This window comes from Microcoleus sp. N9_A2 (assembly GCF_036701775.1).
In the GTDB taxonomy this organism is placed as follows: Bacteria; Cyanobacteriota; Cyanobacteriia; order Cyanobacteriales; family Microcoleaceae; genus Microcoleus.
On record NZ_JAUBRH010000014.1, the window covers coordinates 132,431 to 153,614 of the forward strand.

At 45.9% G+C, this 21,184-nt stretch carries 17 protein-coding genes and 1 pseudogene; 10 read left to right on the forward strand and 8 right to left on the reverse strand.

Features of this window, described 5'->3' with window-relative positions; genetic code table 11:
• Positions 1-339, reverse strand: a complete 339-nt coding sequence (locus tag QUA44_RS11555; RefSeq protein ID WP_333250482.1) for a DUF433 domain-containing protein — start codon at positions 337-339, stop codon at positions 1-3.
• 399 nt (positions 340-738) lie between these two features.
• Here QUA44_RS11555 and QUA44_RS11560 point away from each other — a divergent pair, with 399 nt between their 5' ends.
• The 5 genes and pseudogenes from QUA44_RS11560 (at position 739) to QUA44_RS11580 (ending at position 2,720) form a co-directional block, all read left to right on the forward strand.
• Positions 739-972, forward strand: coding sequence for a hypothetical protein (locus QUA44_RS11560; RefSeq protein ID WP_333250484.1), 234 nt, complete (start codon positions 739-741; stop codon positions 970-972).
• Positions 973-1,173: an element excision factor XisH family protein gene (locus QUA44_RS11565; RefSeq protein ID WP_333250486.1), complete on the forward strand. Its 201-nt coding sequence runs from the start codon at positions 973-975 to the stop codon at positions 1,171-1,173.
• A pseudogene (locus tag QUA44_RS11570) lies at positions 1,143-1,381 on the forward strand (element excision factor XisH family protein). The gene QUA44_RS11565 and the pseudogene QUA44_RS11570 overlap by 31 nt, the downstream one beginning before the upstream one ends.
• Entirely contained in the window at positions 1,369-1,704 is a 336-nt protein-coding gene (locus QUA44_RS11575; RefSeq protein ID WP_333250487.1) for a XisI protein, read from the forward strand. Before QUA44_RS11570 ends, QUA44_RS11575 begins: the two are co-directional and overlap by 13 nt.
• Before the next feature lie 110 nt (positions 1,705-1,814).
• Complete coding sequence (locus QUA44_RS11580) at positions 1,815-2,720, forward strand: aspartoacylase (RefSeq protein WP_333250489.1); 906 nt, start codon at positions 1,815-1,817, stop codon at positions 2,718-2,720.
• Here QUA44_RS11580 and QUA44_RS11585 read toward each other — a convergent pair.
• The gene (locus tag QUA44_RS11585; protein ID WP_333250491.1) at positions 2,714-3,412 is read right to left on the reverse strand and encodes a phosphatase PAP2 family protein; all 699 of its coding nucleotides are present in this window, start codon (positions 3,410-3,412) and stop codon (positions 2,714-2,716) included. The genes QUA44_RS11580 and QUA44_RS11585 overlap by 7 nt on opposite strands.
• A gap of 160 nt (positions 3,413-3,572) precedes the next feature.
• On the opposite strand from QUA44_RS11585, the gene QUA44_RS11590 reads away from it, so the two are divergent.
• The gene (locus QUA44_RS11590) at positions 3,573-4,652 is read left to right on the forward strand and encodes a M23 family metallopeptidase (RefSeq protein WP_333250493.1); all 1,080 of its coding nucleotides are present in this window, start codon (positions 3,573-3,575) and stop codon (positions 4,650-4,652) included.
• A gap of 530 nt (positions 4,653-5,182) precedes the next feature.
• On the opposite strand, the gene QUA44_RS11595 is transcribed toward QUA44_RS11590, so the two are convergent.
• Positions 5,183-5,416, reverse strand: a complete 234-nt coding sequence (locus QUA44_RS11595; RefSeq protein WP_333250495.1) for a hypothetical protein — start codon at positions 5,414-5,416, stop codon at positions 5,183-5,185.
• Positions 5,417-5,604: 188 nt separating this feature from the next.
• Here QUA44_RS11595 and QUA44_RS11600 point away from each other — a divergent pair, with 188 nt between their 5' ends.
• Positions 5,605-7,725, forward strand: a complete 2,121-nt coding sequence (locus tag QUA44_RS11600) for a flavin-dependent dehydrogenase (RefSeq protein ID WP_333250496.1) — start codon at positions 5,605-5,607, stop codon at positions 7,723-7,725.
• A gap of 38 nt (positions 7,726-7,763) precedes the next feature.
• Here QUA44_RS11600 and QUA44_RS11605 read toward each other — a convergent pair whose 3' ends face one another.
• From QUA44_RS11605 to QUA44_RS11615, 3 genes are all read right to left on the reverse strand, one after another.
• The gene (locus QUA44_RS11605; RefSeq protein ID WP_333250498.1) at positions 7,764-9,095 is read right to left on the reverse strand and encodes a hypothetical protein; all 1,332 of its coding nucleotides are present in this window, start codon (positions 9,093-9,095) and stop codon (positions 7,764-7,766) included.
• A gap of 274 nt (positions 9,096-9,369) precedes the next feature.
• Positions 9,370-10,032 (reverse strand): (2Fe-2S) ferredoxin domain-containing protein, encoded by a 663-nt coding sequence (locus QUA44_RS11610; RefSeq protein WP_333250500.1) that lies wholly within the window; start codon positions 10,030-10,032, stop codon positions 9,370-9,372.
• A 58-nt stretch (positions 10,033-10,090) separates the two neighbouring features.
• Positions 10,091-10,342 (reverse strand): Asr1405/Asl0597 family protein, encoded by a 252-nt coding sequence (locus tag QUA44_RS11615; RefSeq protein ID WP_333250502.1) that lies wholly within the window; start codon positions 10,340-10,342, stop codon positions 10,091-10,093.
• A 355-nt stretch (positions 10,343-10,697) separates the two neighbouring features.
• Here QUA44_RS11615 and QUA44_RS11620 point away from each other — a divergent pair, with 355 nt between their 5' ends.
• Positions 10,698-11,240, forward strand: coding sequence for a Dps family protein (locus tag QUA44_RS11620; protein WP_333250504.1), 543 nt, complete (start codon positions 10,698-10,700; stop codon positions 11,238-11,240).
• Between the two features lie 146 nt (positions 11,241-11,386).
• Here QUA44_RS11620 and chlP read toward each other — a convergent pair whose 3' ends face one another.
• Positions 11,387-12,607, reverse strand: coding sequence for a geranylgeranyl reductase (chlP, locus tag QUA44_RS11625; RefSeq protein ID WP_333250506.1), 1,221 nt, complete (start codon positions 12,605-12,607; stop codon positions 11,387-11,389).
• A gap of 537 nt (positions 12,608-13,144) precedes the next feature.
• On the opposite strand from chlP, the gene QUA44_RS11630 reads away from it, so the two are divergent.
• Both QUA44_RS11630 and QUA44_RS11635 read left to right on the forward strand, forming a co-directional pair.
• The gene (locus QUA44_RS11630; protein ID WP_333057711.1) at positions 13,145-13,537 is read left to right on the forward strand and encodes a hypothetical protein; all 393 of its coding nucleotides are present in this window, start codon (positions 13,145-13,147) and stop codon (positions 13,535-13,537) included.
• A gap of 1,083 nt (positions 13,538-14,620) precedes the next feature.
• The gene (locus tag QUA44_RS11635; protein WP_333250508.1) at positions 14,621-20,017 is read left to right on the forward strand and encodes an AAA family ATPase; all 5,397 of its coding nucleotides are present in this window, start codon (positions 14,621-14,623) and stop codon (positions 20,015-20,017) included.
• A gap of 128 nt (positions 20,018-20,145) precedes the next feature.
• Here the strand turns inward: QUA44_RS11635 and QUA44_RS11640 are convergent.
• Positions 20,146-21,184, reverse strand: a 1,039-nt coding sequence (locus tag QUA44_RS11640) for a calcium-binding protein (RefSeq protein ID WP_445243653.1), incomplete at its 5' end; no start/stop codon positions are given.

Here is a 21,184-nt window from a genome sequence, read left to right on the forward strand (position 1 = left end):
TTAAACACCATGTACAACAGCTTGCTTTTCCCGTTCGGCTTTCAATTTTCGCAATCTTTCCGCAGCAGGATGGGGATTTGCTGCTTGCATCTTTCGCTGCTGATGCGACCAATCCAACCAATCTTGTAAATATCGACTTACTGATTCTTTGTTCATCAAATAATACAAAATAGTCGTATAAACTTCTGCCAAAGTTAGAGAAGGGTATAATTGCTGAATTTCTTCGGCGGTGCGTCCCCGATACAAATATTCATACAGTACCGTCTCAATCCCGATGCGATGTCCTTTGATGCGAATATCATCCGGTGCCAAAAAGTCAAAATACTCATTGAATTCCATATCTAAGATTCCTCTTTTAGCTATATAGTATTATACTCATTATAGGGAATAGCGATCGTAGGCATGAGCCAAGCAACTAGAAATGGGCTAAGAAACCGGGTTTCTACGAGTCTTTGGTTTGGTGACGAAAAATATAAAGAGAAACCCGGTTTCTGAGATTTTCGCAGGGGCCAAGAAACCGGGTTTCTATGATTCTTTGGTTGGGTGACGAGAAATACTGAGAGAAACCCGGTTTCTGAGATTTTCGCCTGGAGCGAGAAATCCTACTTTCAATTATCAATGCTGGCGATGTCTCCAACTATTATATCAAAAATTTGTGTTTTTGGGGAAAGATTTGTTAAACTGGAATTATTAGCTAGCGAGTCAATCGACCGTACTTTGTATACGAGGTTAATCATTATGATCCAAGCATTTGAAGGGATTTACAGAAATGGAATCATCGAACTGTTAGAATTTCCCGAAAACATTTATGAAAGTCGCGTGCTGATTACTTTTCTAGCTGGGTCATCCATTCCTGTATGGCCTGCATTTATCAAGTTTGGAATGTTTGCCGGAACTGAGCAATCCACCGAATCCGATTTCGAGATTGCCCAATCCACCGCCGATCGCGCCTGCGAACTAAAAGAGAGTTAAATGGCAGCTAAAGATATCTTCCATACATCAGTAAAAATAGCCCTTCAGAAAGAGAACTGGGTGATCACAGACGACCCACTTAGACTAGAAGTTGGCGGCACGAAATTTGAGATTGATCTAGGTGCTAAAAGCTTACTGCTGAGCGTCAAGGTCAAAAAATTGGTGTATAAATCAAATCTTTCCTCGGTGAATCTCCACTAACCGATTACCACGTAGCCCTCGGACAATTTTTAAACTACCGCCTTGCTTTGGAAATTAGCCAACCCGATCGCATTCTTTGGCGATTCCCGTCAGAACGTATGAATCGTTTTTTCAGCGAGAATTTGCCCAGTTGTCTGTAGAGAGATACCAAATTAAACGCCTAATATATGACCCTATTAATGAGGTAATTACACAATGGATCAAGTAGAACAATATCGAAAAATAATTCAGCAAGTCTTAACCGACTATGCGACAGTTCCTATTGCTAATGGTGAAATTGACTCTCAACTCATTTTTGACATAGAGCGCGATCACTATCAAATTACAAACATTGGCTGGGATGGTAATCGTCGCGTTCACAGTTGTGTGTTACATCTCGACATAATTGATGGCAAAGTTTGGATACAGCATAACAGCACCGAAATGGCGATCGGTAGCGAACTCTCGAAAATGGGTATTCTCAATTCAGACATTATTCTAGGTTTTCAAGCACCTTACCTGCGACAATACACAGATTTTGGAGTCGCATGATATGCGAGCGTTTGAGTGACGAAAAATATAAAGAGAAACCCGGTTTCTGAGGTCTTTGTTACCAACTGATGACAAATGATGGTAGGCTTGGGATAGAGAGTTGTTTGTTTATGAATCTAATTAAACGTGTTGCCATAGTGGGAGGAACCCACGGAAACGAACTCACAGGAGTATACCTTGTGAAGAAGTTCGATCGCGCGCCAGAGTCAATTGGGCGATCGACTTTTGAAACAATCGCCCTGCTAGCCAATCCCCAAGCTTCCGAAATCGGGAGACGCTACGTCGATATCGACCTCAACCGCTGCTTTCGCCAGCAAGATTTAGAAAATCCCCAACTCTCCAGCTACGAAGCCCAGCGGGCGAAAGAAATCTACCACATTTTTAGCTCAAAAAACACCCAGCAACAAAGCTTAATCATCGACTTGCATAGCACCACATCAAACATGGGGCTAACCTTCATTCTCGCCAGCCAGCATCCCTTTAACCTGCAACTAGCAGCTTATTTAACCTCTGTGTATCCCCACCTCAAGCTGCTGGCTGCGACAACCAAGAATGAAGATAGTCCTTTGCTGCGATCGCTCTCCGAGTTAGGCGGTACGCTAGAAGTTGGTGCAGTGCCACAAGGCGTATTAGATGCGTCTTTGTTTCAGCAAACCGAGCAAGTTGTTGGCACAATTTTAGACTGCGTAGAAAGCTACAATCTAGGCACAATGCCTGCTGCCACAAATCCCCTGACTGTTTATCACACCATTGGGGCGATCGACTATCCCAGAAACAAGTCTGGAGAAATTCAGGCAATGATCCATCCTGGGCTACAATCCAGAGATTATGAAGCCCTAAATCCTGGCGATCCGATGTTTTTGACCTTTGATGGTGAGTCGGTATTGTATGAAGACAAATCGATTGTTTATCCAATTTTTATTAACGAGGCGGCTTACTATGAAAAAGGGATTGCGATGTGTTTTACCCAAAAGCAAATAATTAGTATTGAGCAGTCAGGTAAAAGCCCTTATTGAGGGTGATCTGGTGACAAAAACTTCTCTTCAGAAACAGCACTAGAAGCGCGAAACTGCTTCCAGACTTCCAAACTAAAAATGCACGCCATCAGCCAAATTAAACCGGCTGCGTAACCGGCAATAACATCGGTAGGCCAGTGGACTCCTAGATAAAGCCGACTGAAACCAATAGCAGCAACTAATACAACTGTCAAACTGTAAATCAACCAGCGCTGCTTGGGAAAGCGCGAACCCAAGAAATATCCTAGCAAACCGTAAATAACCATTGAAATCATTGCGTGTCCGCTAGGAAAACTGTAAAATCTCACATCAACCGTGCGCTCCCAAAGTTGAGGTCGAGCGCGGGCAAACAGTTTTTTTAACAGTAGGTTTAAACCGATCGCGCCTGCGCCGGTAACTGCAATAGTTGTGGCTTCGGAGCGATGTTTGCTCACCCACAATACAATACCCAAACTCACGCTCAGCACGAGCAGTAAATTTGGCTCCCCAAAAAATGTAAAGCCGAGCATGATGCGATCGAGCAGCGGAGTGTGCAGGCTCCTAAGATATAGTAAAATAGATGTATCGAAAGCGTAGGTTTCCTTTTCCAAAACTTCTTCGGCAATGGTGGCAAATCCCCACATCGCCAAAGCAGCAACAGCAAGACCGGCTAGCCGAATTATCGAAATGAGCGATTGAATTTTAGAGCGCATTTTTGAAGTAATTAAGAATTTAAAATTCAACACCGAGAATAATACAACAAATCTAGGAAACGAAAAGACCTTACCGATCGTCTAGATTCTTGAGCAACTATATTCTGAATGATTAATTGATTTTTCACTACCCACCTCAGCTTTTACATCCAACCGGCGAATGACTATACTATTCACAAAACACATTTCTGCAATTTTGTTGACCGTGGGGTTGACAAATCTTTCTAGCTGTGCTAGCCAAACCGGAGTCAATGCCCCGATCGCCGAAGCCAACACGATCGCCCAGCGTCTCGTTTCGACCGCAGTCGCCCAAAAGCCCAACAACCCGCAATTCGGCCAGCCGATCGACTGTACCCTAGGAAAAGACTGTTTTGTATTGCTGTATTTCGATCGAGAACCCGGCCCCACCGCCGTCGATGTTGGATGCGGGCGACAAACCTACGACGGCCACGACGGCACAGACTTCGCCATTCCCGACGCCAAAGCAATGGCAAAAGGAGTTCCAGTTATCGCCTCCGCTGCAGGCCAAGTTTTGCGAGCACGAGATGGTGTGGTCGATCGGCGTTTACAAAATGATACAGACAAAGCCAACATCGCAGGCACAGAATGCGGCAACGGCATGGTAATCGACCACGGCGCAGGCTGGGAAGCCCAATACTGCCACCTCCGCAAAGGCAGCGTTGCCGTCAAACCGGGGATGCAGGTACAAAAAGGCACAGTTTTGGGCATGGTGGGAAACTCTGGGATGGCATCTTTCCCCCATGTACACGTAACTTTTCGCTATCAAGGCAAACCCGTAGATCCGTTTGTCGGCCCCGATGCCAAATTAGGCTGCAACATCGCCCGCAATCCCATTTGGGACAAACCTCTAGACTATATTTCCACAGGTTTAATTCGGGCCGGTTTTGCCAATAAGCCGCCCGATATCAACGCTGTCTGGGAAGGACAATTTTCAGAGACTCAACTGCCTGCAAACAGTCCAGCTTTGTTGTTTTGGGTGCAAAGTTACGGAGTGCTCAAGGGCGATCGCGAACAATACAAATTATTGGCACCCAACGGCACAACCATCGCCGATCAAACCAATGAAATTAAAGCCCCCAGCCGCACTTGGTTGGGTTATGTCGGCAAAAGAAACAGTACAAATTCTCCTCTGATTCCCGGAGTGTGGCGCGCAGAATATCGATTGACGCGGGGCGATCGAGTTTTGGCAGAAGTCAAGCGAGAAGTTGAGTTGCGCTAGTGGCTAAGTTCTACAATAGACTTGAATTGCATAAATCTTTCATTGATAGATCAACCGCAGATGTCAGGTAGATTAACACAGATTAACGCAGATAATTTCAAGATAGATGGGAAATTTTTACCAGAAAGAATTGGTTTAAAGCCTCTCCCTTAAAGGCGAGAAATCAAAAGAAAACTATTCATTACTCCAATCCTCTTCCTTCTAGGTAGAGGTCGCACTCATCTGTCAACTGTCAACTGTCAACTGAATGAAGTCTTAGTAATCAAATCATGGAAGTCGATTTAAATGATTATTTCATTGATCATATCAGTCAAATTATTCGCATCTTAAAATATTTGATAAGATAGGACGTACGAATGGAATTCGCGACTACACAAACGAAGTCCGCCTCCGCGGACTGAAGAATATCATGTAATTTTCACCGCCGTGTCTTCAACCCGCGCACCATCCGGGTTTTGTTTGTATAGACGCGAATTCGATTCGCCTTGTCTTTTTCTTCAACCGCCGTGTCTTGTTGGGATTTTGACAATTCAGGGCAAATTTTCCCAAGCTTGAGCTACAATCTCGCTCAGCCAGCGCCTTTGAGCCAAATCGAGCAGGTTGTCGTCGGCGAGCACCTCAGCTTTCAACTCATCCAAAGACTGAGCTCGCGATCGAGCTATTTGAATCACACCCGCGATCGCCGATGCCACCAATTCTTCATTCAGTGGCTGCTGTCGCAAAGCAATCATTTCTTGAGGATTCGTAGGAATGGGATAATTCATAGAAGTGCATACCGAAAGGAGTAGATATTCAGCCACTGCGGGCACACCGAGAGCGATCGAAAACCTAAAAATCTGAGAACATTGTAAACTTATTTAAAACTAAATAAGTATTCGCGGAGTATAGCCTACTTTGCTCCCTTGTCAACTCCCCCATCTTTATTAATTTATTCTCAATTGAGAGCCTAATCATGCAAGAAATTCTTTATCTAGAAGTCCCGACACCGGATACAGCAGCCGTCTGCACTTGGTTGCAGCACGAATTCGATCCCGGAATCGGAGAAAAAATTATTACTGCTGACGGTTTTCGCCTGGTTTCAGGCGCAACAGCAGCCGAGGTTCAGAAGTCTGGAACTCAAAATGCCAATCCAAAACCCGCCTTGGCTGACACCAATTCAGGAAACCAAAATTGGCGATCGACAGAACTTTCCACCTTTGTCTGGTCACTGCAACGCACCACTTATTTAAAAGTCTTTCGTCTAGAAGACGCGCCCGCTGGAGAAAGAAAGTTCCTGGAAGCTCTGAATCTTGCTGTGAGAAACAAGTTCCCCGATCGCTACCAGGAACCCCCTGTCATAGACCTCTCCAAACAGTCAATTTTTGAGGCTCTTGCCCCCTATTACCCCTTGACCGTCAAATACTTCCAAAAAATGCCTCAAGGCGAATACGACCTTAAGCGCGTCTACTGGTGGGAACAGCGTTGGCGCGAAGGCACTCGCAATCCTCAAAAGCCAAAACAAGTAGTGTTTTTGAAGGAAGAGGGAACAGGGCAGAAGGCAGAAGACACGATTTCGGTGTCTGATTCTGGCGATACTTTTTATGACTTAATTTATATTGGCGGGGCCTTGGGAGTGATTCACGCCGCAGTTATGGCGAGATTGGGCTACCGGGTGCTGCTAGTTGAGCGAATGCCTTTCGGGCGAATGAATCGCGAGTGGAATATTTCGCGGGATGAAATTCAAAGCTTAATTGATTTGGGTTTATTTACTGCTGCAGAAATCGAAACTTTGATTGCCAGAGAATACAAAGATGGCTACAACAAGTTTTTTGATGCTAACAATCCACCCGTTGCTAAAGCGCCAGTTCTGCACACACCAAAGGTACTCAATGTAGCTTTGGACGGAGAGAAACTGCTGAATTTAGCGGGACTTAAACTAACAGAAGCTGGTGGAGAAATCTGGGACGAAACTGAATTTCTTAGAGCCGATGTTGCAGCGGAAAAAGTAGTAGTTCAGGGCCACCACTTGCCGACAAAAGCCGATCGCACTGCATTAGGACGGTTACTGGTGGATGCAATGGGTTCGGCTTCTCCCATCGCTTGGCAATTGAACGAAGGGCGGACTTTTGACAGCGTTTGTCCGACAGTGGGAGCAGTCATCGACGGAGGATTTGAGCCAGGAGTATGGGATTCCGAGTACGGGGATGTGCTCTACACTCACGGGGACATTTCCCGCGGGCGCCAGCTCATCTGGGAGTTGTTTCCCGGCGCCGGCACAGAACTGACAGTTTATCTATTTCACTACCACCAAGTACATCCAGAGAATCCCGGTTCTTTGCTGGAAATGTACGAGGATTTTTTCGCAATTTTGCCGGAATACCGTCGCTGCGATGTCGATAAATTGGTGTGGAAAAAACCGACATTTGGTTATATTCCGGGGCATTTTAGCAGCAACAGCAGCGATCGCTCCGTGGCGATCGATCGCCTAGTCTCGATCGGCGACGCAGCATCCCTGCAATCTCCCCTCGTTTTCACCGGCTTCGGCTCCCTCGTCCGCAATCTTTTTCGCTTAACAGACCTTTTGGATACAGCATTAAAGCACAATTTGTTGACGGCAAATCACTTAAACCAAATTCGCGCCTACCAGAGTAATGTTTCAGTAACTTGGCTATTTTCTAAAGGCATGATGGTTCCTACCGGGAGCAGTTTGCCACCCCAAAGAATTAATTCAATTCTCAATACCTTTTTCGGTATTTTGGCAGCACAAAAACTCGCCGTAGCTGAAACTTTTATTAAAGACAGAACCGACTGGCTAACTTTCAATCGACTGGCGATCGAAGCAGCCGGAAAAAATCCTTCTCTCCTCTTGTGGATTTTAGATTTTGTCACTTTGGGGGATATTTGGCGCTGGCTGGGAAGTTACTTGAATTTTACTCTGCTGGCTTTGGCCAGTTTGCTGTTCGGATGGCTTCCCGGCTTCGCCCGCAGGGTACAACCTTGGTTGGAACCCCGATATCCGGCTGTTTGGCTGTGGCTGTTGGCTACCAGCTATGCTCTCACCTATGGCATGGGAAAGGGGAGAAAAGAGTGTTGAGTTTTGAGTGTGGACTCAAAACTAGCAACTTCAGTTCGCTATCGAAAACTCGGCAATTCAATTTCAGCTAGTGATCGACGTTTTTTAGAAGCCCGCAGCGGACTGGCAATCAAGCTCAGCCAGTCTGGTTGGGCGACTGCTGTAGGTTTTGCCACACTCGATCGCACTTCTTGAATGCCAAAGGTTTCAACGGAGTTCAAAATTTGAAAAGCCCGGGCTAATTCTTGCGTGTCCACATTGGTAGCAGTTTCGGGTTCAGACTCAGCCATCGGCTGTTCAGGTTCCGCAACCGCAGGGGCCGAGTCAGGTGCCGGCTCATGAGGCTGGTAGGTTTCGGCTTCCTGTAATTGAATGCCGGATACTTCGGCTAATTTGTTGAGTTCCAGATTGGCTGGGGATTCAGGCTCGATCGCATCGACAACAACCGCTACCTCTGGATTCTCTTCGGTTTCCGACCAAGGTTGGACAGGGGAAGCGTTAAAGGCTGGCGGCAGCGGAACTTGAGAGCTTTTGACCGCCGCGAGCAAAGATTCTAATTGTGCGCTGGCGGTGTCCAGATTATTGTCAGGCGGCTCGATCCTCGGCGACTTTACCTGCGGCCTGTCCAAACTTCTTTCCAAGGCAGCTTTGAATTGCAGAGTGTGGCGCTGCTGGCGGTGCAAGCGGGCTCGCAATTCCCTGCAAATATTTTCTGTGGCTACTAACTGGTGTAACTGTTCGTTGTAGCGCTGCACAGTAGACGCACATTCTCGCTCAATAGTCGCTAGCCTGACTTGGCTGGTTGTCAACTGACTTCTTAAACTTTCGACTAAAATTTCTTGACTTTGGAGGGTTTGATGGGAAACTTCCACTTTGCCAAACAACCGCGTCAATTGTTCTTGAGTATTTTCGAGTTCTGCAGTCCGCTGTTCTAGCAAAGTTTCGCGATTCTGCAAGGTTTTTTGGGACTCTTCGAGAGCTGTTTCTAGCTGGGCGATGCGCTGTAAAAGGTCGCGGTTGCATTCGTGCAGCGCTTGCATGAGGGTGACTGGGGTCGATCCTTTGCCCTTGGCCTGTTCGGCATTCCCAAGCATATTTTTTAGATTCTCTGAAATCGGGGGCGAGCCCGCCTCAGTCGGCTGTGTCGGAGATTGCGAATTTTTTGTTTCAGGTTGTGTGGGAATTGCATCTACGCCGATGGCGTTGGGAAAATCTACTGTTTGCCAGTCTTCTTCTGGCTGTTGGGGCACCGTTGCGGGAAGGTCTGTCGCATCGGGGGCGATCGGCTCAAAACCCCCAGCATTAGCAAAATCTGAGTGCAATGGTTCGGTATCGGATGGAACAGCAGGGTACGATTGGTGCTGATGGGCTCGAAGATCAGCTTCTGACATGGCTTTTTATCCCAATACTCACAGGGTCTCAGATACAGTCTATCCTTAGATATTCTCCCGAAGGAAGCCCCTAAGTGATAGTTGTTGTCATTTTTTCTGTTTTTTCGGACAATCGCCTGTGAATCGATTCGCGCGATCGAACTACAACCCGAACTCAAATTAAGACGTAAGGTGCGCGCACCAGCACCTAGAAGACCTGAGTTTTTGGCCGCCAGTCCGATCGGAATAATTTTTCCCAATGTCTAACGCACTGTTTCGGCATCCGGGCGATCGCCTAAGCTTTAACAACTGCAAAATGTTTGTCAATGATTGCTGGAACTTCTGCCGGTGCAATGCGGCTGTAGCGAGTTTTGTCCGGCATCACAACTATATTTGGGCCGGCTTTGCACTGTTTGAGACATCCGGTTCCCTGTACTGTCACTTGCTCTTCTAAACCGCGCGAATTCAAAGCATTTTCTAAAGCTTTACAGACTCCTCCAGCGCCCCGCTTTAGGCAGTCTGATTTTTGACATACTAATATTTTGGTTTGGGTTTTTGCCGGAGCTTTTACAGTTTGAGCTGCTGTGTCAGAGGTGAATTCGCTTTTGCCGATCGCGCGATCGTCGGATGTCAATACCCCAACAGGCAGATTGGTGGAGTCGAGCTGTTCTGGCGATCGATCATTTTGACCCTGAGCCAGCTTAAGGCTGCGAGCTTTAAGTTTTATTTTACCGTTTTTTAAATTGAGTTCTTTCTCACCTACAACTTGAACTCTCAACCCCGGTGTGAAAATAGGCGACAGAAATGACCGCAATTCCTTGGAAAGTTTAACAAGAAATTCTACTCCGCGATCGCTGCTAATTCGCAAATATTTAAGTTTGCAGCCATCTTCAACAATCAGGGCGAGGATTTCTCCCTCTAAACTGAATTCGGAAACTTGCTTGCCAGATTTATACATTGTTATGACTCCTTTAAATCCGTTACATCTTGTACATTGCTCGTTGCCGAACTTCCTTCTACCTTGAAGCCATTTGCCAGCAGCACTCCAGCCATTGCACCAGTTCGTATCGAGGGGCACTGACTTGCCTCAACACGCTCATTAACTGAGCCGCTTGTTTAACTGTGTTGACTTTTGCCCGCAAAGGTTGGTCAACCGCACACCAGCAGGGAATTTCTAGTTCTTGCAAGCGTTTGTAAACTTGCCACCTATCTAGCCAACTAACTTGCACAATGTTACAAACTTCTAATTCTGGATCTGCTGGATTCATTTTTTAACAACAGTAATAATTTGCATTAATTTTTACCCTGACTGGTAGCGGGTAGAAGTTAAAAGCCAGATTTCAGCAGAACATCAAAGATGATCAAAAGCCCTTTCTGAAAAATTCTGCCTTTTGCCCTCTGCCTTCTGCCTTCAGAAGGTTCGCCCCACTTTCAGGAAGCCTTCAGAACGAGCATCTTGTTAAAGCATAACCCAACTGCTAATTATTCTCAATAGGTTTACAAAAATAAATTCCTATTCTACAAAATCTTGCACTATCGAGGCAGACCCTGCTTGACGGGTAAATCTAGGGTGCTAGACTGACTCTATTGGCAACAAAACTGCCTATTGAGAGGAGAACACACATGGCCCAGACTCAGAGTGCATTGAGACCATTTGGCCACATAGCCGAAAACCCAGTTCTACTGGAACATTCAGTCACAGCACCGATTTGTGAAGGGATGAACGCGCTGCTGGCCAGTTTTCAGGCTTTATACCTGCAATATCAAAAACATCATTTTGTGGTGGAAGGGGCAGAATTCTACTCCTTGCACCAATTCTTTCAAGAAAGTTACGGTGAAGCTCAAGATAACGTCCACGAGTTGGGCGAACGGTTGAACGGATTGGGCGGCATACCAGCAGCTAGCTTTAGCAAATTAGCTGAGTTGTGCTGTTTCGAGCCGGAAGCAGACGGCGTGTATTCGTGCCGCCAAATGCTGGAACACGATTTGACTGCGGAACAAGCTATCATAGGTTTGCTGCGCCGTCAAGCAGGACAAGCAGAAAGTTTGGGCGATCGAGCTACCCGCTACCTCTACGAAAAAATCCTGCTAAAAACAGAAGAGCGGGCTTATCACATTTCTCACTTCCTCGCCCCCGATACTTTAGTTCAGTTGAACTTGAACTAACAATTCTTCTTTCTCTTCCTTAGCGCCCGTAGCACAGGCGTCTCGCCTGTGAATTTTCACAGTTCATTATCTGAACTCTGAAAAAAAAGCGAGCAGTTAGAAAACTGCCCGCTTTTTTTATACAAAGTGCGCTTACCCGCAGGTAATTAAGGCGCTAAAGCATTGCCGCGCAGCAAGCTACCGATGGTTTTCGCAGTAATCTTCATCTGCACGAAAGGATTAGCCGGTACTACTGTCTTATACAAGTAGCTATCGAATGTGAGTTTCTGCACATCGCGATCGGCACACATTTCCACAAAAGCTTCGCGAGTAGCATCAGAACGGTAAAACACCCGTTGCAAAATGTCAAGCACTTTGTAAGTAATCCCGTAAGCTTTATCCCACCGCTTCAGATAAAGCTTGATTTCCTGTTCAGTAGGAATCCGCGTACCCTGCTGAGAAATCTCCACAATCGTTTCCGCACACATCCGGCCAGACTTCGCAGCAAAATAGATACCTTCGCCCGAAGACTTGGTAACATAACCTGCGGCATCGCCTACGAGAGCAACTCGGCCCACAACCCGGCGGGGACGCGGATGTTCTGGGATGGGGTGAGCTTCCACTTTAATGATCTCACCGCCCATGAGTCTTTTGGCAGCGCGGGCACGGACACCTGCTTGCAGCTTTTTGATGCTGGCTTGATTGACTTTCATCGTGCCAGTACCGACGGCTACGTGGTCGTATTTGGGGAACACCCAAGCGTAGAAATCGGTAGATACGTCATCGCCGACGTACATTTCGGCTAAGTCGTGGTAGTAAGCCATTTTATCTTCCGGCAGGCGGATGCGTTCTTGGAAGGCGATCGCATAATTGTAATCACCAGCATCGATCGCCTTTGCTACGCGGGAGTTAGCACCGTCAGCCCCAATCACCAAATCCACTTTCAGAGTTTTCTGAATTCCCATTGCCGCGCCGTTGGAGTGGTCGGCATAGTGGAGAATGTAGGGGTCTTTATTGTTGCCGGGAATCTCTAGTGTGTGAACGGTACCGTTAATTAGTTTGGCACCTAGGGTCGCAGCCCGATCGCGCATAAAGCCATCGAGCACTTCGCGGCGGCACATACCGATGTATTCGTGGGCGTTTTCGATGTTGATGTCCACCTCTACGTTGGAGGGGGAGATCATTTTCATTTTTCTGACTTGGCGGTCTATAATGCTTTGCGGCAAGTCAAATTCCTGTACCATGCACAGGGGAATTGCCCCGCCACAGGGTTTGGCGTAGTCTAATTTGCGCTCGAATAGGTATGTTTCGATTCCTGCTTTTACGAGTGTTTCGGCGGCGGAAGAACCCGCAGGGCCTGAACCTACTACTGCAACCCTTAGTGTCAAAGTTTTTCTCCCCAGTTTTTTATCTATAGTCTTTACTCAGATGTGATGGTATCACGGAGTTTCGGTGCGGTGGGGTAACGACGGGAGATTTAAATGAAATGAAACAGAGCTTAACAGTTCGATACGAAAATCGGGTCTGGGGCAGTAGGTGCGATCGAATATCTTAAATCTTTAACGGCAGATGAACGCGGATCGACGCTAATGTGCAATGGTGCCCTGGTGTGCGATCGAACATTTTGCACTATTTTCTAAGAACAGGCAAGATGCCTGTTCCACAAAGAATGAATTTTCTGCTTGTGGGGAGGACTTCTAGCCCGCCCGGACATAAACAGGCTTCCCTAGCCTGTTCCACAAACAGTGAATTTTCTGCTTGTGGGCCGTTGCTCCTAGCCCGCCCGCCCTGAACAGGCTTTCCGGCCTGTTCCACAAAGAGTGCATTTGGTTTTTGTGGGCCGTTGCTCCTAGCCCGCCCATAAGAGTTTAGAACCAATGCAATAAGTTACATTAAAGTTACTTGCACTTATATCTAAAATTCTTATGCTCGGTAATTTTCAACAAAGCAACCTGCGGATTGAGCTTGAAGCTTCCGAAACAGCGATTAGAGACAGCTTGTTGCGTCCGAGTCAATTGCAGCAGTGGCTGTGGCCGCAGCAGTTGTCTAGCGGTTTGCCGGAAGAATTTGCTCAAGGTTTGACCTTTACAAGTTGGCTAGGCCCCGTGGCAGTTCAGCATCACGTTGATATTGTTGAGCACAATTGTCTGCGGCTGTTATTGAGTCAGGGAATTGACGGGTTTCACGAGTGGTATTGGGGCGATGGTTGGGTGCAGTCTCGGTTGGAGGGAGTGTCGCTGCTGCCGCTGAATTTGGGGCAAACCGCTAGTTTACTGCGGCTGCGGGAGTTTGTAGCGGGGAAGGGCAAGCGAAAGTAGATAAATGACTCTCCAAAATCATGAGAAAAAAGTCTGGTAGTCCTGCATAGCAACTAAAAATTCTTAATCCTTTTAGGGATAAAGAAGCGTTGTAATGATGAATAAAATACCACAAAGCTCCCACACGATTCGAGAGCTTTTTAGATTAGGAAAGACTCTTTCTTACAACAATAGCGAGATATCCTGTACATCAGGGAGTTATTGCATCTTTAGAGATCAGAAGTTTTGCCCGTATCTTTCCCGACAGATTTGTGTCGCTGGCGAGGCAAAACTTTTTTATATGCGACCAAAAGCTCTGTATAATAGACGGCACATTGTCTGTCAACTACTGGGAGGGAATCCGACAAACCTTTAGCATCCATTTCAACTAGACTTCCTATAGCCATGCTAAATCATTTGTGAATTTCTTATTCCCTCCCCTTGGTAAGGGGAGGGTTGGGGTGCAGTAAAAAATTTACGACTCATGTAGGATTGCTATAAATCGCTAGAATTTCTTTGGTTAAGGCATCAATTGGCAGATCTTTCCACTGCTTGTTCCCCTTATTGCTTACAAACGACTACATTTCATCATCTTGGATCGTTAGCTTGCCTTAGTTTTTTGACTTTACTTGAACTTTCCGGGGGACTGATGCTAATTGTTGAAAAACACATAGTATTGGAACCAGCGGGGGGACACCCTCGTGACTTTGACAATCGCGACTCAAGATATTTTTTCTCATAAAAGCTGATATCTCAATTTTTTTGTTTCTTGTGAAATCCTTTGATGTCTTGGGTTTGAAACAAACTGCTTGTGACAATATATACATTTAAAGTTTTGCTTAGCGCTGGGGGTGGGACAATTTTTAACGATGTTTGGAGAACCGAAACGGGGACAATTCATGGAGTTGAGAATTAACAAGGCTTAAATACGTCGCATTATAACTCCTTACCCTTACTCTGCCAGACCACCTGAAACCCACTTCGCTGCCGAAAAACTAAGAGTGTGTTATAAAAACATAATTTGTTCCTTTCTAAAGCGTTATTCTCGACACAACGAACCCGGTGTTTTTTGACTGGGCGTTAATTTTTACCAGAAAAATAAATATGCTCTCCATTCCAGGCATTGCCGTCCAGAAGTTGCTTTACGAAAGTGCCAACTCTCTGGTGTACCGGGCCATTCGGGAAGCGGATCGCCAACCGCTCATCCTCAAACTGCTCAAAGAAAGCTACCCCACACCTCAAGAATTGCTACGCTATCGCACCGAATACCGTATCACGCGAGAGCTGAAAGAGGCGGGAGTCGTGCAAGTTTATGACTTGCAAAAATACCAAAACAGCCTCGTGATTTTTGTGGAGGATTTTGGCGGGGAATCCTTGAAAATATGGATGCAGCAGCGAAAGTTTAGCCTCAAGGAATTTCTGCAAATTGCGATCGCTGCCACTGAAACTTTAGGGCAAATTCATAGCGCCAATATTATCCACAAAGATATTAACCCTTCTAATATAGTATTCAATCCAGCGACCGGACAGCTCAAAATTATCGACTTTGGCATTTCCACCCAGCTAACGCGAGAAATGCCAACCCTGAAAAATCCCAACATTTTAGAAGGAACCTTACCCTATATTTCACCAGAACAAACTGGTAGGATGAATCGCTCTATCGATTACCGCACTGACTTTTACTCGCTCGGCGTCACCTTCTACGAATTGCTGACAGGAAAACTGCCTTTTGAGACAGAAGACGCTTTAGAGCTAGTTCACTGCCACATTGCCCGACAACCAGTTCCCCCGCACGAAATCAAGCCAGAAATTCCGCTAATTGTCTCGCAAATTGTCAGCAAGCTGATGGCAAAAAATGCGGAAAATCGCTATCAAACTGCATTGGGTCTTAAGCAGGATTTAGAAATATGTCTGGTTCAATTACAAGAAACCGATAGTATAGAAGAATTTGACTTGGGAACGCTGGATCTTACCGATCATTTCCTGATACCCGAAAAGTTATACGGCAGAGAAACTGAAGTTGATAATCTATTACAAGCCTTTGAAAGAGTTCGTAATGCTAGTGCCGAAATGATGCTAGTAGCTGGCTTTTCTGGGATTGGTAAAACCGCAGTAGTGAACGAAGTTCATAAGCCGATCGCCCGACAGCGTGGCTATTTTATTAAAGGCAAATACGACCAATTTCAACGCAATATTCCCTTTTCGGCATTTGTGCAAGCATTTCGGGAATTGATGGGACAATTATTATCCGAAAGTGACGCTCAGTTACACAGATGGAAAACCCTGATTCTCACCGCAGTAGGCGAGAGTGGGCAAGTCTTGATTGACGTAATTCCTGAATTAGAACACATCATTGGCGCTCAAAGTCCTGCACTAGAATTGTCGGGGAGTGCAGCCCAAAATCGCTTCAATCTGCTGATGCAGAAATTTGTGCAAGTATTTACCCAAGCAGAACATCCCTTAGTGATGTTTCTGGACGATTTGCAGTGGGCAGATTCGGCATCGCTGAAATTGCTACAACTGTTGATGGAGGATACGGGGCATCTGTTAGTATTGGGTGCTTATCGGGATAATGAGGTATCACCGGCTCATCCGTTTATGTTGACGGTGGATGAGATTGTGAAGTCTGGAGCCACGGTGAATACGATTACTCTGCAACCATTGAGTTTAGCAGATCTCAATCAGTTGGTAGCAGATACGCTGATTTGCGATTTATCTTTTGCTCAACCTTTGACAGAATTGGTTTATCAAAAAACTCAAGGAAATCCCTTTTTCTCGACTCAATTTCTCAAGGCGTTGCATGAAGATGGTCAAATTATTTTTAACCCCCCTCAATCCCCCACCCCCCTTTCATCCCCCCTTACCAAGGGGGGACAGAGGGGGGTACAAGGGGGGTGGCAGTGCGATATTAATCAAGTTAAATTTTCCGACGCCTCGGATGTGGTGGAGTTTATGGCGGCGCAATTGCAGAAGTTGCCTGCCGAAACTCAGGATGTTCTCAAACTTGCCGCGTGCATTGGGGCGCAGTTTGATTTAGATACATTGGCAATAGTCAGCGAAGAATTACCAGAACAAACGGAATCAGCGCTGTGGAAAGCCTTGCAAGAAGGACTCATTTTAGTAATTTCAGAAGGCTACAACTTCATTCAAGCAGATGCTCAATCCTCGAATCAGTCTGTTGCTAATCCCACTTATAAGTTCCTGCACGATCGCGTCCAGCAAGCGGCTTATTCATTGATTCCCGATGACCAAAAACAAGCCACTCATCTGAAAATAGGACAGTTACTGCTACAAAGTTCTTCCGAGATAGAAACAGAAGAAAAAATATTTGATATTGTGGGGCATTTAAATCAAGGAATTGAGTTAATCAATCAATTAAGTGAACGCTCAGCCTTAGCCCAACGCAACTTAGAAGCTGGACGAAAAGCTAGAAATTCTACCGCCTACGCTGCGGCAAATATCTATCTACAAACGGGAATTGATCTACTGACAGTCAACTGCTGGCAAACTCAATATGAATTGACACTAAATCTATATATTTCGGCTGCTGAAATTGCCTATTTGAATGGTGACTTTGATGGTATGGAACAGATGGCAGCACTGGTTTTGCAAGAAGCCCAAACAATTTTAGATCGAGTTAAAATTTACGAAATTAAAATTGCCGCTCAGACAGCCCAGAGCAAGGTGTTAGAAACGATCGCAGTAGCAAGAGAGGCACTCTTACAATTGGGGATTGAACTCCCTGCCGAACCTGATGAAGCCAAGATTGGCAAAGCGCTACAAGCCCTTGCAGCCCAACTAAGTGGCAGAAAGATTGAGGAATTGGTTGACCTACCTGTGATGACAAATCCACAGACTCAGGCAGCTATGCAACTGTCTGGTATGTTGTTTCCACCCATTTTCCAGGGAATGCCCGGTTTGCTGCCCCTGCTGAGCTCCACGATGGTGAGTTTATCACTCTCCTTTGGGAATGCGCCCGCATCGACTGTGGGTTATGCGATGCACGGAATGGTTTTCTGTGCCTTTTTACAAGAGGTGGAAACCGGTTATGGCTTTGGGCAATTGGCACTTTCATTGCTGGATAGGTTGAATGTACCCGAATTCAAGTCCACAGTTCTACTTTTGTTTGGTGGCTGGATTCAGCATCGCCAAGAATCTCTTTTGGCAACGATACCGACGCTGAAAGAGGGCTATAGGTTGGGCATGGAAACAGGCGACTTTGTAAACGCTGGCTACAACATATATATTTGTTTTTATACTCATTTATTCGCTGGTGTAGAACTAGATACTTGGGAACCAGAAATAGCAAATTATAGGGCGGTAATGGCGCAGTTGAAACAATATTCTGCGCGGATTTATTTGGATATGATTCAGCAGACGGTGCAAAACTTGAGGGAAACCCGTATTCGGCCGGATTTATTAATAGGTTCTGCCTACGATGAAACGGTGATGATTCCCAAGCACTATCAGGATAATGAATTTACGGCGATCGCCTGTGCCTGCATCTACAAACTGCTGCTTGCTTACTGCTATGGGAATTATACGGCTGCCCTAGACCACATTTCCCAAGTCAAACAGTATTTGATGGGAGTATCTGGATCGGCTTTTGTTCCAATTTTTCATTTTTATGCAGCCCTGACGCATCTGGCACTTTTTCCCGCACAGCCAGCAATTGAGCAAACTGAAATTATTGCCTTAGTGGAAACCCATCAAAGCACGCTGCAAAAGTGGGCGCAAAATGCTCCGATGAATTATCTGCATAAATGGTATTTAGTGGAAGCAGAACGGCAACGGGTGTTGGGCAATAAAGCTGAGGCGATTGAAATGTACGATCGCGCGATTTGGGGAGCCAAAGAAAACAAATATGTTAATGACGAAGCCCTGGCAAACGAACTAGCAGCCAAATTCTACGGGGAATGGGGCAAAACAAAAGTTGCTCAAGCCTACATATTTGAGGCGTATTATTGTTATGTTGAATGGGGAGCCACTGCTAAGGTAACGGATTTAGAAACGCGATATCCCCAATTATTCGCGGTAACTCAACCGGGAAGGAAAAACACTCAAACTACCGTAGCAATGACAACGACTGGTTCGGGGAACCACCTAGATATCGCCGCAGTCATGAAGGCTTCTCAGGCGATTTCTGGAGAAATTATGCTAGATAAGCTACTGTCTAGCTTGATGAAAATTTTGATGGAAAATGCAGGGGCACAACGAGGCTATCTGATTTTGTTAAGCCAGGGACAACTGTTCATTGAAGCTGAAGGGAAAATCGATGACGAACTCGTCACAGTGTTGCAGTCAATCCCCGTTGAAACCTGTCAAGAACTTTCCTCCGCAATTGTCAATTATGTGAGTCGCACTCAAGAAAGCGTGGTACTCGATGATGCTGCCCGATCGGGACAATTTACCAACGACGCCCACATCCGAAAGCATCAGCCCAAATCAATTTTATGTGTGCCGCTGATTAACCAATCTCAAATCATTAGTATTGTTTACTTAGAAAATAATCTGACAGCGGGTGCTTTTACCCCTGAAAGAGTAGAAATATTAAAAGTGTTATCTGGACAGGCGGCGATCTCGATTCAAAATTCTAAGCTTTATACAGAAGTACGCGAAAATGAAAGCAGGCTGGCTCAACTCAACAAAGCTTACGAGCGATTTATTCCCCATCAATTCCTCCAGTTTTTAGAGAAATCAAGCATCATTGATGTGGAACTGGGCGACCAAGTTCAGTTAGAAATGTCGGTGTTATTTTCCGACATTCGTGATTTCACCACGCTTTCGGAAACTATGACGCCGGAGGATAATTTCAAATTTATCAATTCTTATCTCAGTCGCATGGAACCCGTCATTAATGAAAATAAGGGGTTTATCGACAAATATATTGGCGATGCGATTATGGCGCTATTTAGCGGCGAGGCGGATAATGCGGTGAAAGCCGGAATTGCTATGGTACACCGTCTCGCTGAATACAATGAATACTGCGCTAACGCTGGCTGTGCGCCGATTCAGATTGGGATTGGGATTAATACGGGTTCTTTGATGCTGGGAACTGTGGGAGGACCAAATCGCATGGACGGGACAGTCATCAGCGATGCGGTGAATTTAGCTTCTCGCGTAGAAAGTTTGACGAAAAATTATGGGGTGGCGCTGTTAATTACTCAGCCAACTTATGTGCGCCTGAAAAATCCATCTCAGTACACAATCCGCACTCTCGATACGGTAAAAGTCAAGGGAAAATCCGAAGCTGTGACGATTTATGAGGTGTTTGATGCAGATCCACCAGAAATTAAACAAGCCAAGTTAGCTACGCTGGAATTGTTTGCAGAAGCTAGGGCACTTTACTCGGAAGGGAAGTTATTTGAAGCGGCGCGGCTGTTTTCTGAATGTTGGCGTCAGAATCCGGGCGATCGCGTTGCTAAAATTTACTGGGAACGCTGTCAGTCTGCATTGGTTACTCGCACAAAAATCAAAGACAGGCTACACAATTTAAATTAAGCGGTTGCTATACCTGAAAATCACAGCAAAAGTGCGATCGACTGTTGATGCACCATACAAATTAGGCGATCGAAATCGGGTAGGTAGGTTGTTGCGCTTTAGCGCTAAAGCGCAACAACATACGAAGTCTAAAAAGTTACTGCCTGAACTATACTACTGGCAGTCACTCCTTTCAAGACAGCTAAATATTCCCCTGTTACCTGATACTGAATTATAGTATCGCTAACAAAAGCGCCTGTTCCTTGAAAAATATTTAACTGGTTAAAAGCCAGGGGGCTAATTAAATCAATTTTGTCTTGATTGGGGGTAAAATCAGTAATCACATCGGCAGCGGCTAAGTCTGTTCCACCAGTATCGATCGCGATCGCAAACACATCAAAACCCAATCCCCCTGTGAGAGTGTCGGCACCCATTTCTCCAAATAAGTAATCATTGCCCCCATCACCAAACAATATATCGTCGCCATCGCCGCTGTAAATGCGATCGTTTTCCTTACCTCCGTAAATCAAGTCAGTACCGCGATCGCCCTGAATAAAATCAATCCCCTTACCGCCAAAAATAATGTCATCGCCATCACCGCCACTGATGCCGTCATCCCCTTTTTGTCCGTAAAGCAAGTCATCTCCTGCTTTGCCATCAAGATAATCATTGCCGGGGCGTGCGTGGATAATATCATTCAATGCCGATCCTGTGACGCGATCGTCGGAGTCTGTCAAACCGATTACTGACTTTTGGGACAAGGTTTTGACATCGCCTGAGTTATCGTTATCGCTGATATTGACTGTGAGAGGGGCGACTAGATTATTATACAATGTGTCTGTGCTGGTAGTGGCGTGGCTAATTGGACTTAGACGATCGCCCTCAACAACCGCATCGTCAACAGCCTTAACCGTTACCGTTTGGGCGACATTCCAATTGGCGGGAGTAAAAGTAAGGGCAGGTAGGCTGAGTGTAACTTGGGTTGTAGGGGTAATGGCGACGGTGACATTAGCAGTTGGCTGAGTATTTAGTCGCACTTTGTATATATCGCTGCCCAAGCTTTCGAGTACGTCGGTACTGCCAAGTGGTTCAAGGAAAATGACACCGGGATTACCTGGAGTGGGCGGGGGAGTTGGAATCGGCGTGGGAGTTGGAATCGGCGGGGGAGTTGGAATCGGCGGGGGAGTT

What these genes read in the sequence shown, in the direction of transcription:
- QUA44_RS11630 (WP_333057711.1), top strand. Translation starts at nt 13,145, where the DNA reads ATGCTCGGTAATTTTCAACAAAGCAACCTGCGGATTGAGCTTGAAGCT.
- QUA44_RS11580 (WP_333250489.1), top strand. Translation starts at nt 1,815, where the DNA reads ATGAATCTAATTAAACGTGTTGCCATAGTGGGAGGAACCCACGGAAAC.
- QUA44_RS11610 (WP_333250500.1), bottom strand. Translation starts at nt 10,032, where the DNA reads ATGTATAAATCTGGCAAGCAAGTTTCCGAATTCAGTTTAGAGGGAGAA.
- QUA44_RS11565 (WP_333250486.1), top strand. Translation starts at nt 973, where the DNA reads ATGGCAGCTAAAGATATCTTCCATACATCAGTAAAAATAGCCCTTCAG.
- QUA44_RS11605 (WP_333250498.1), bottom strand. Translation starts at nt 9,095, where the DNA reads ATGTCAGAAGCTGATCTTCGAGCCCATCAGCACCAATCGTACCCTGCT.
- QUA44_RS11590 (WP_333250493.1), top strand. Translation starts at nt 3,573, where the DNA reads ATGACTATACTATTCACAAAACACATTTCTGCAATTTTGTTGACCGTG.
- QUA44_RS11585 (WP_333250491.1), bottom strand. Translation starts at nt 3,412, where the DNA reads ATGCGCTCTAAAATTCAATCGCTCATTTCGATAATTCGGCTAGCCGGT.
- QUA44_RS11620 (WP_333250504.1), top strand. Translation starts at nt 10,698, where the DNA reads ATGGCCCAGACTCAGAGTGCATTGAGACCATTTGGCCACATAGCCGAA.
- QUA44_RS11635 (WP_333250508.1), top strand. Translation starts at nt 14,621, where the DNA reads ATGCTCTCCATTCCAGGCATTGCCGTCCAGAAGTTGCTTTACGAAAGT.
- QUA44_RS11560 (WP_333250484.1), top strand. Translation starts at nt 739, where the DNA reads ATGATCCAAGCATTTGAAGGGATTTACAGAAATGGAATCATCGAACTG.
- QUA44_RS11595 (WP_333250495.1), bottom strand. Translation starts at nt 5,416, where the DNA reads ATGAATTATCCCATTCCTACGAATCCTCAAGAAATGATTGCTTTGCGA.
- QUA44_RS11575 (WP_333250487.1), top strand. Translation starts at nt 1,369, where the DNA reads ATGGATCAAGTAGAACAATATCGAAAAATAATTCAGCAAGTCTTAACC.
- QUA44_RS11600 (WP_333250496.1), top strand. Translation starts at nt 5,605, where the DNA reads ATGCAAGAAATTCTTTATCTAGAAGTCCCGACACCGGATACAGCAGCC.
- QUA44_RS11615 (WP_333250502.1), bottom strand. Translation starts at nt 10,342, where the DNA reads ATGAATCCAGCAGATCCAGAATTAGAAGTTTGTAACATTGTGCAAGTT.
- QUA44_RS11555 (WP_333250482.1), bottom strand. Translation starts at nt 339, where the DNA reads ATGGAATTCAATGAGTATTTTGACTTTTTGGCACCGGATGATATTCGC.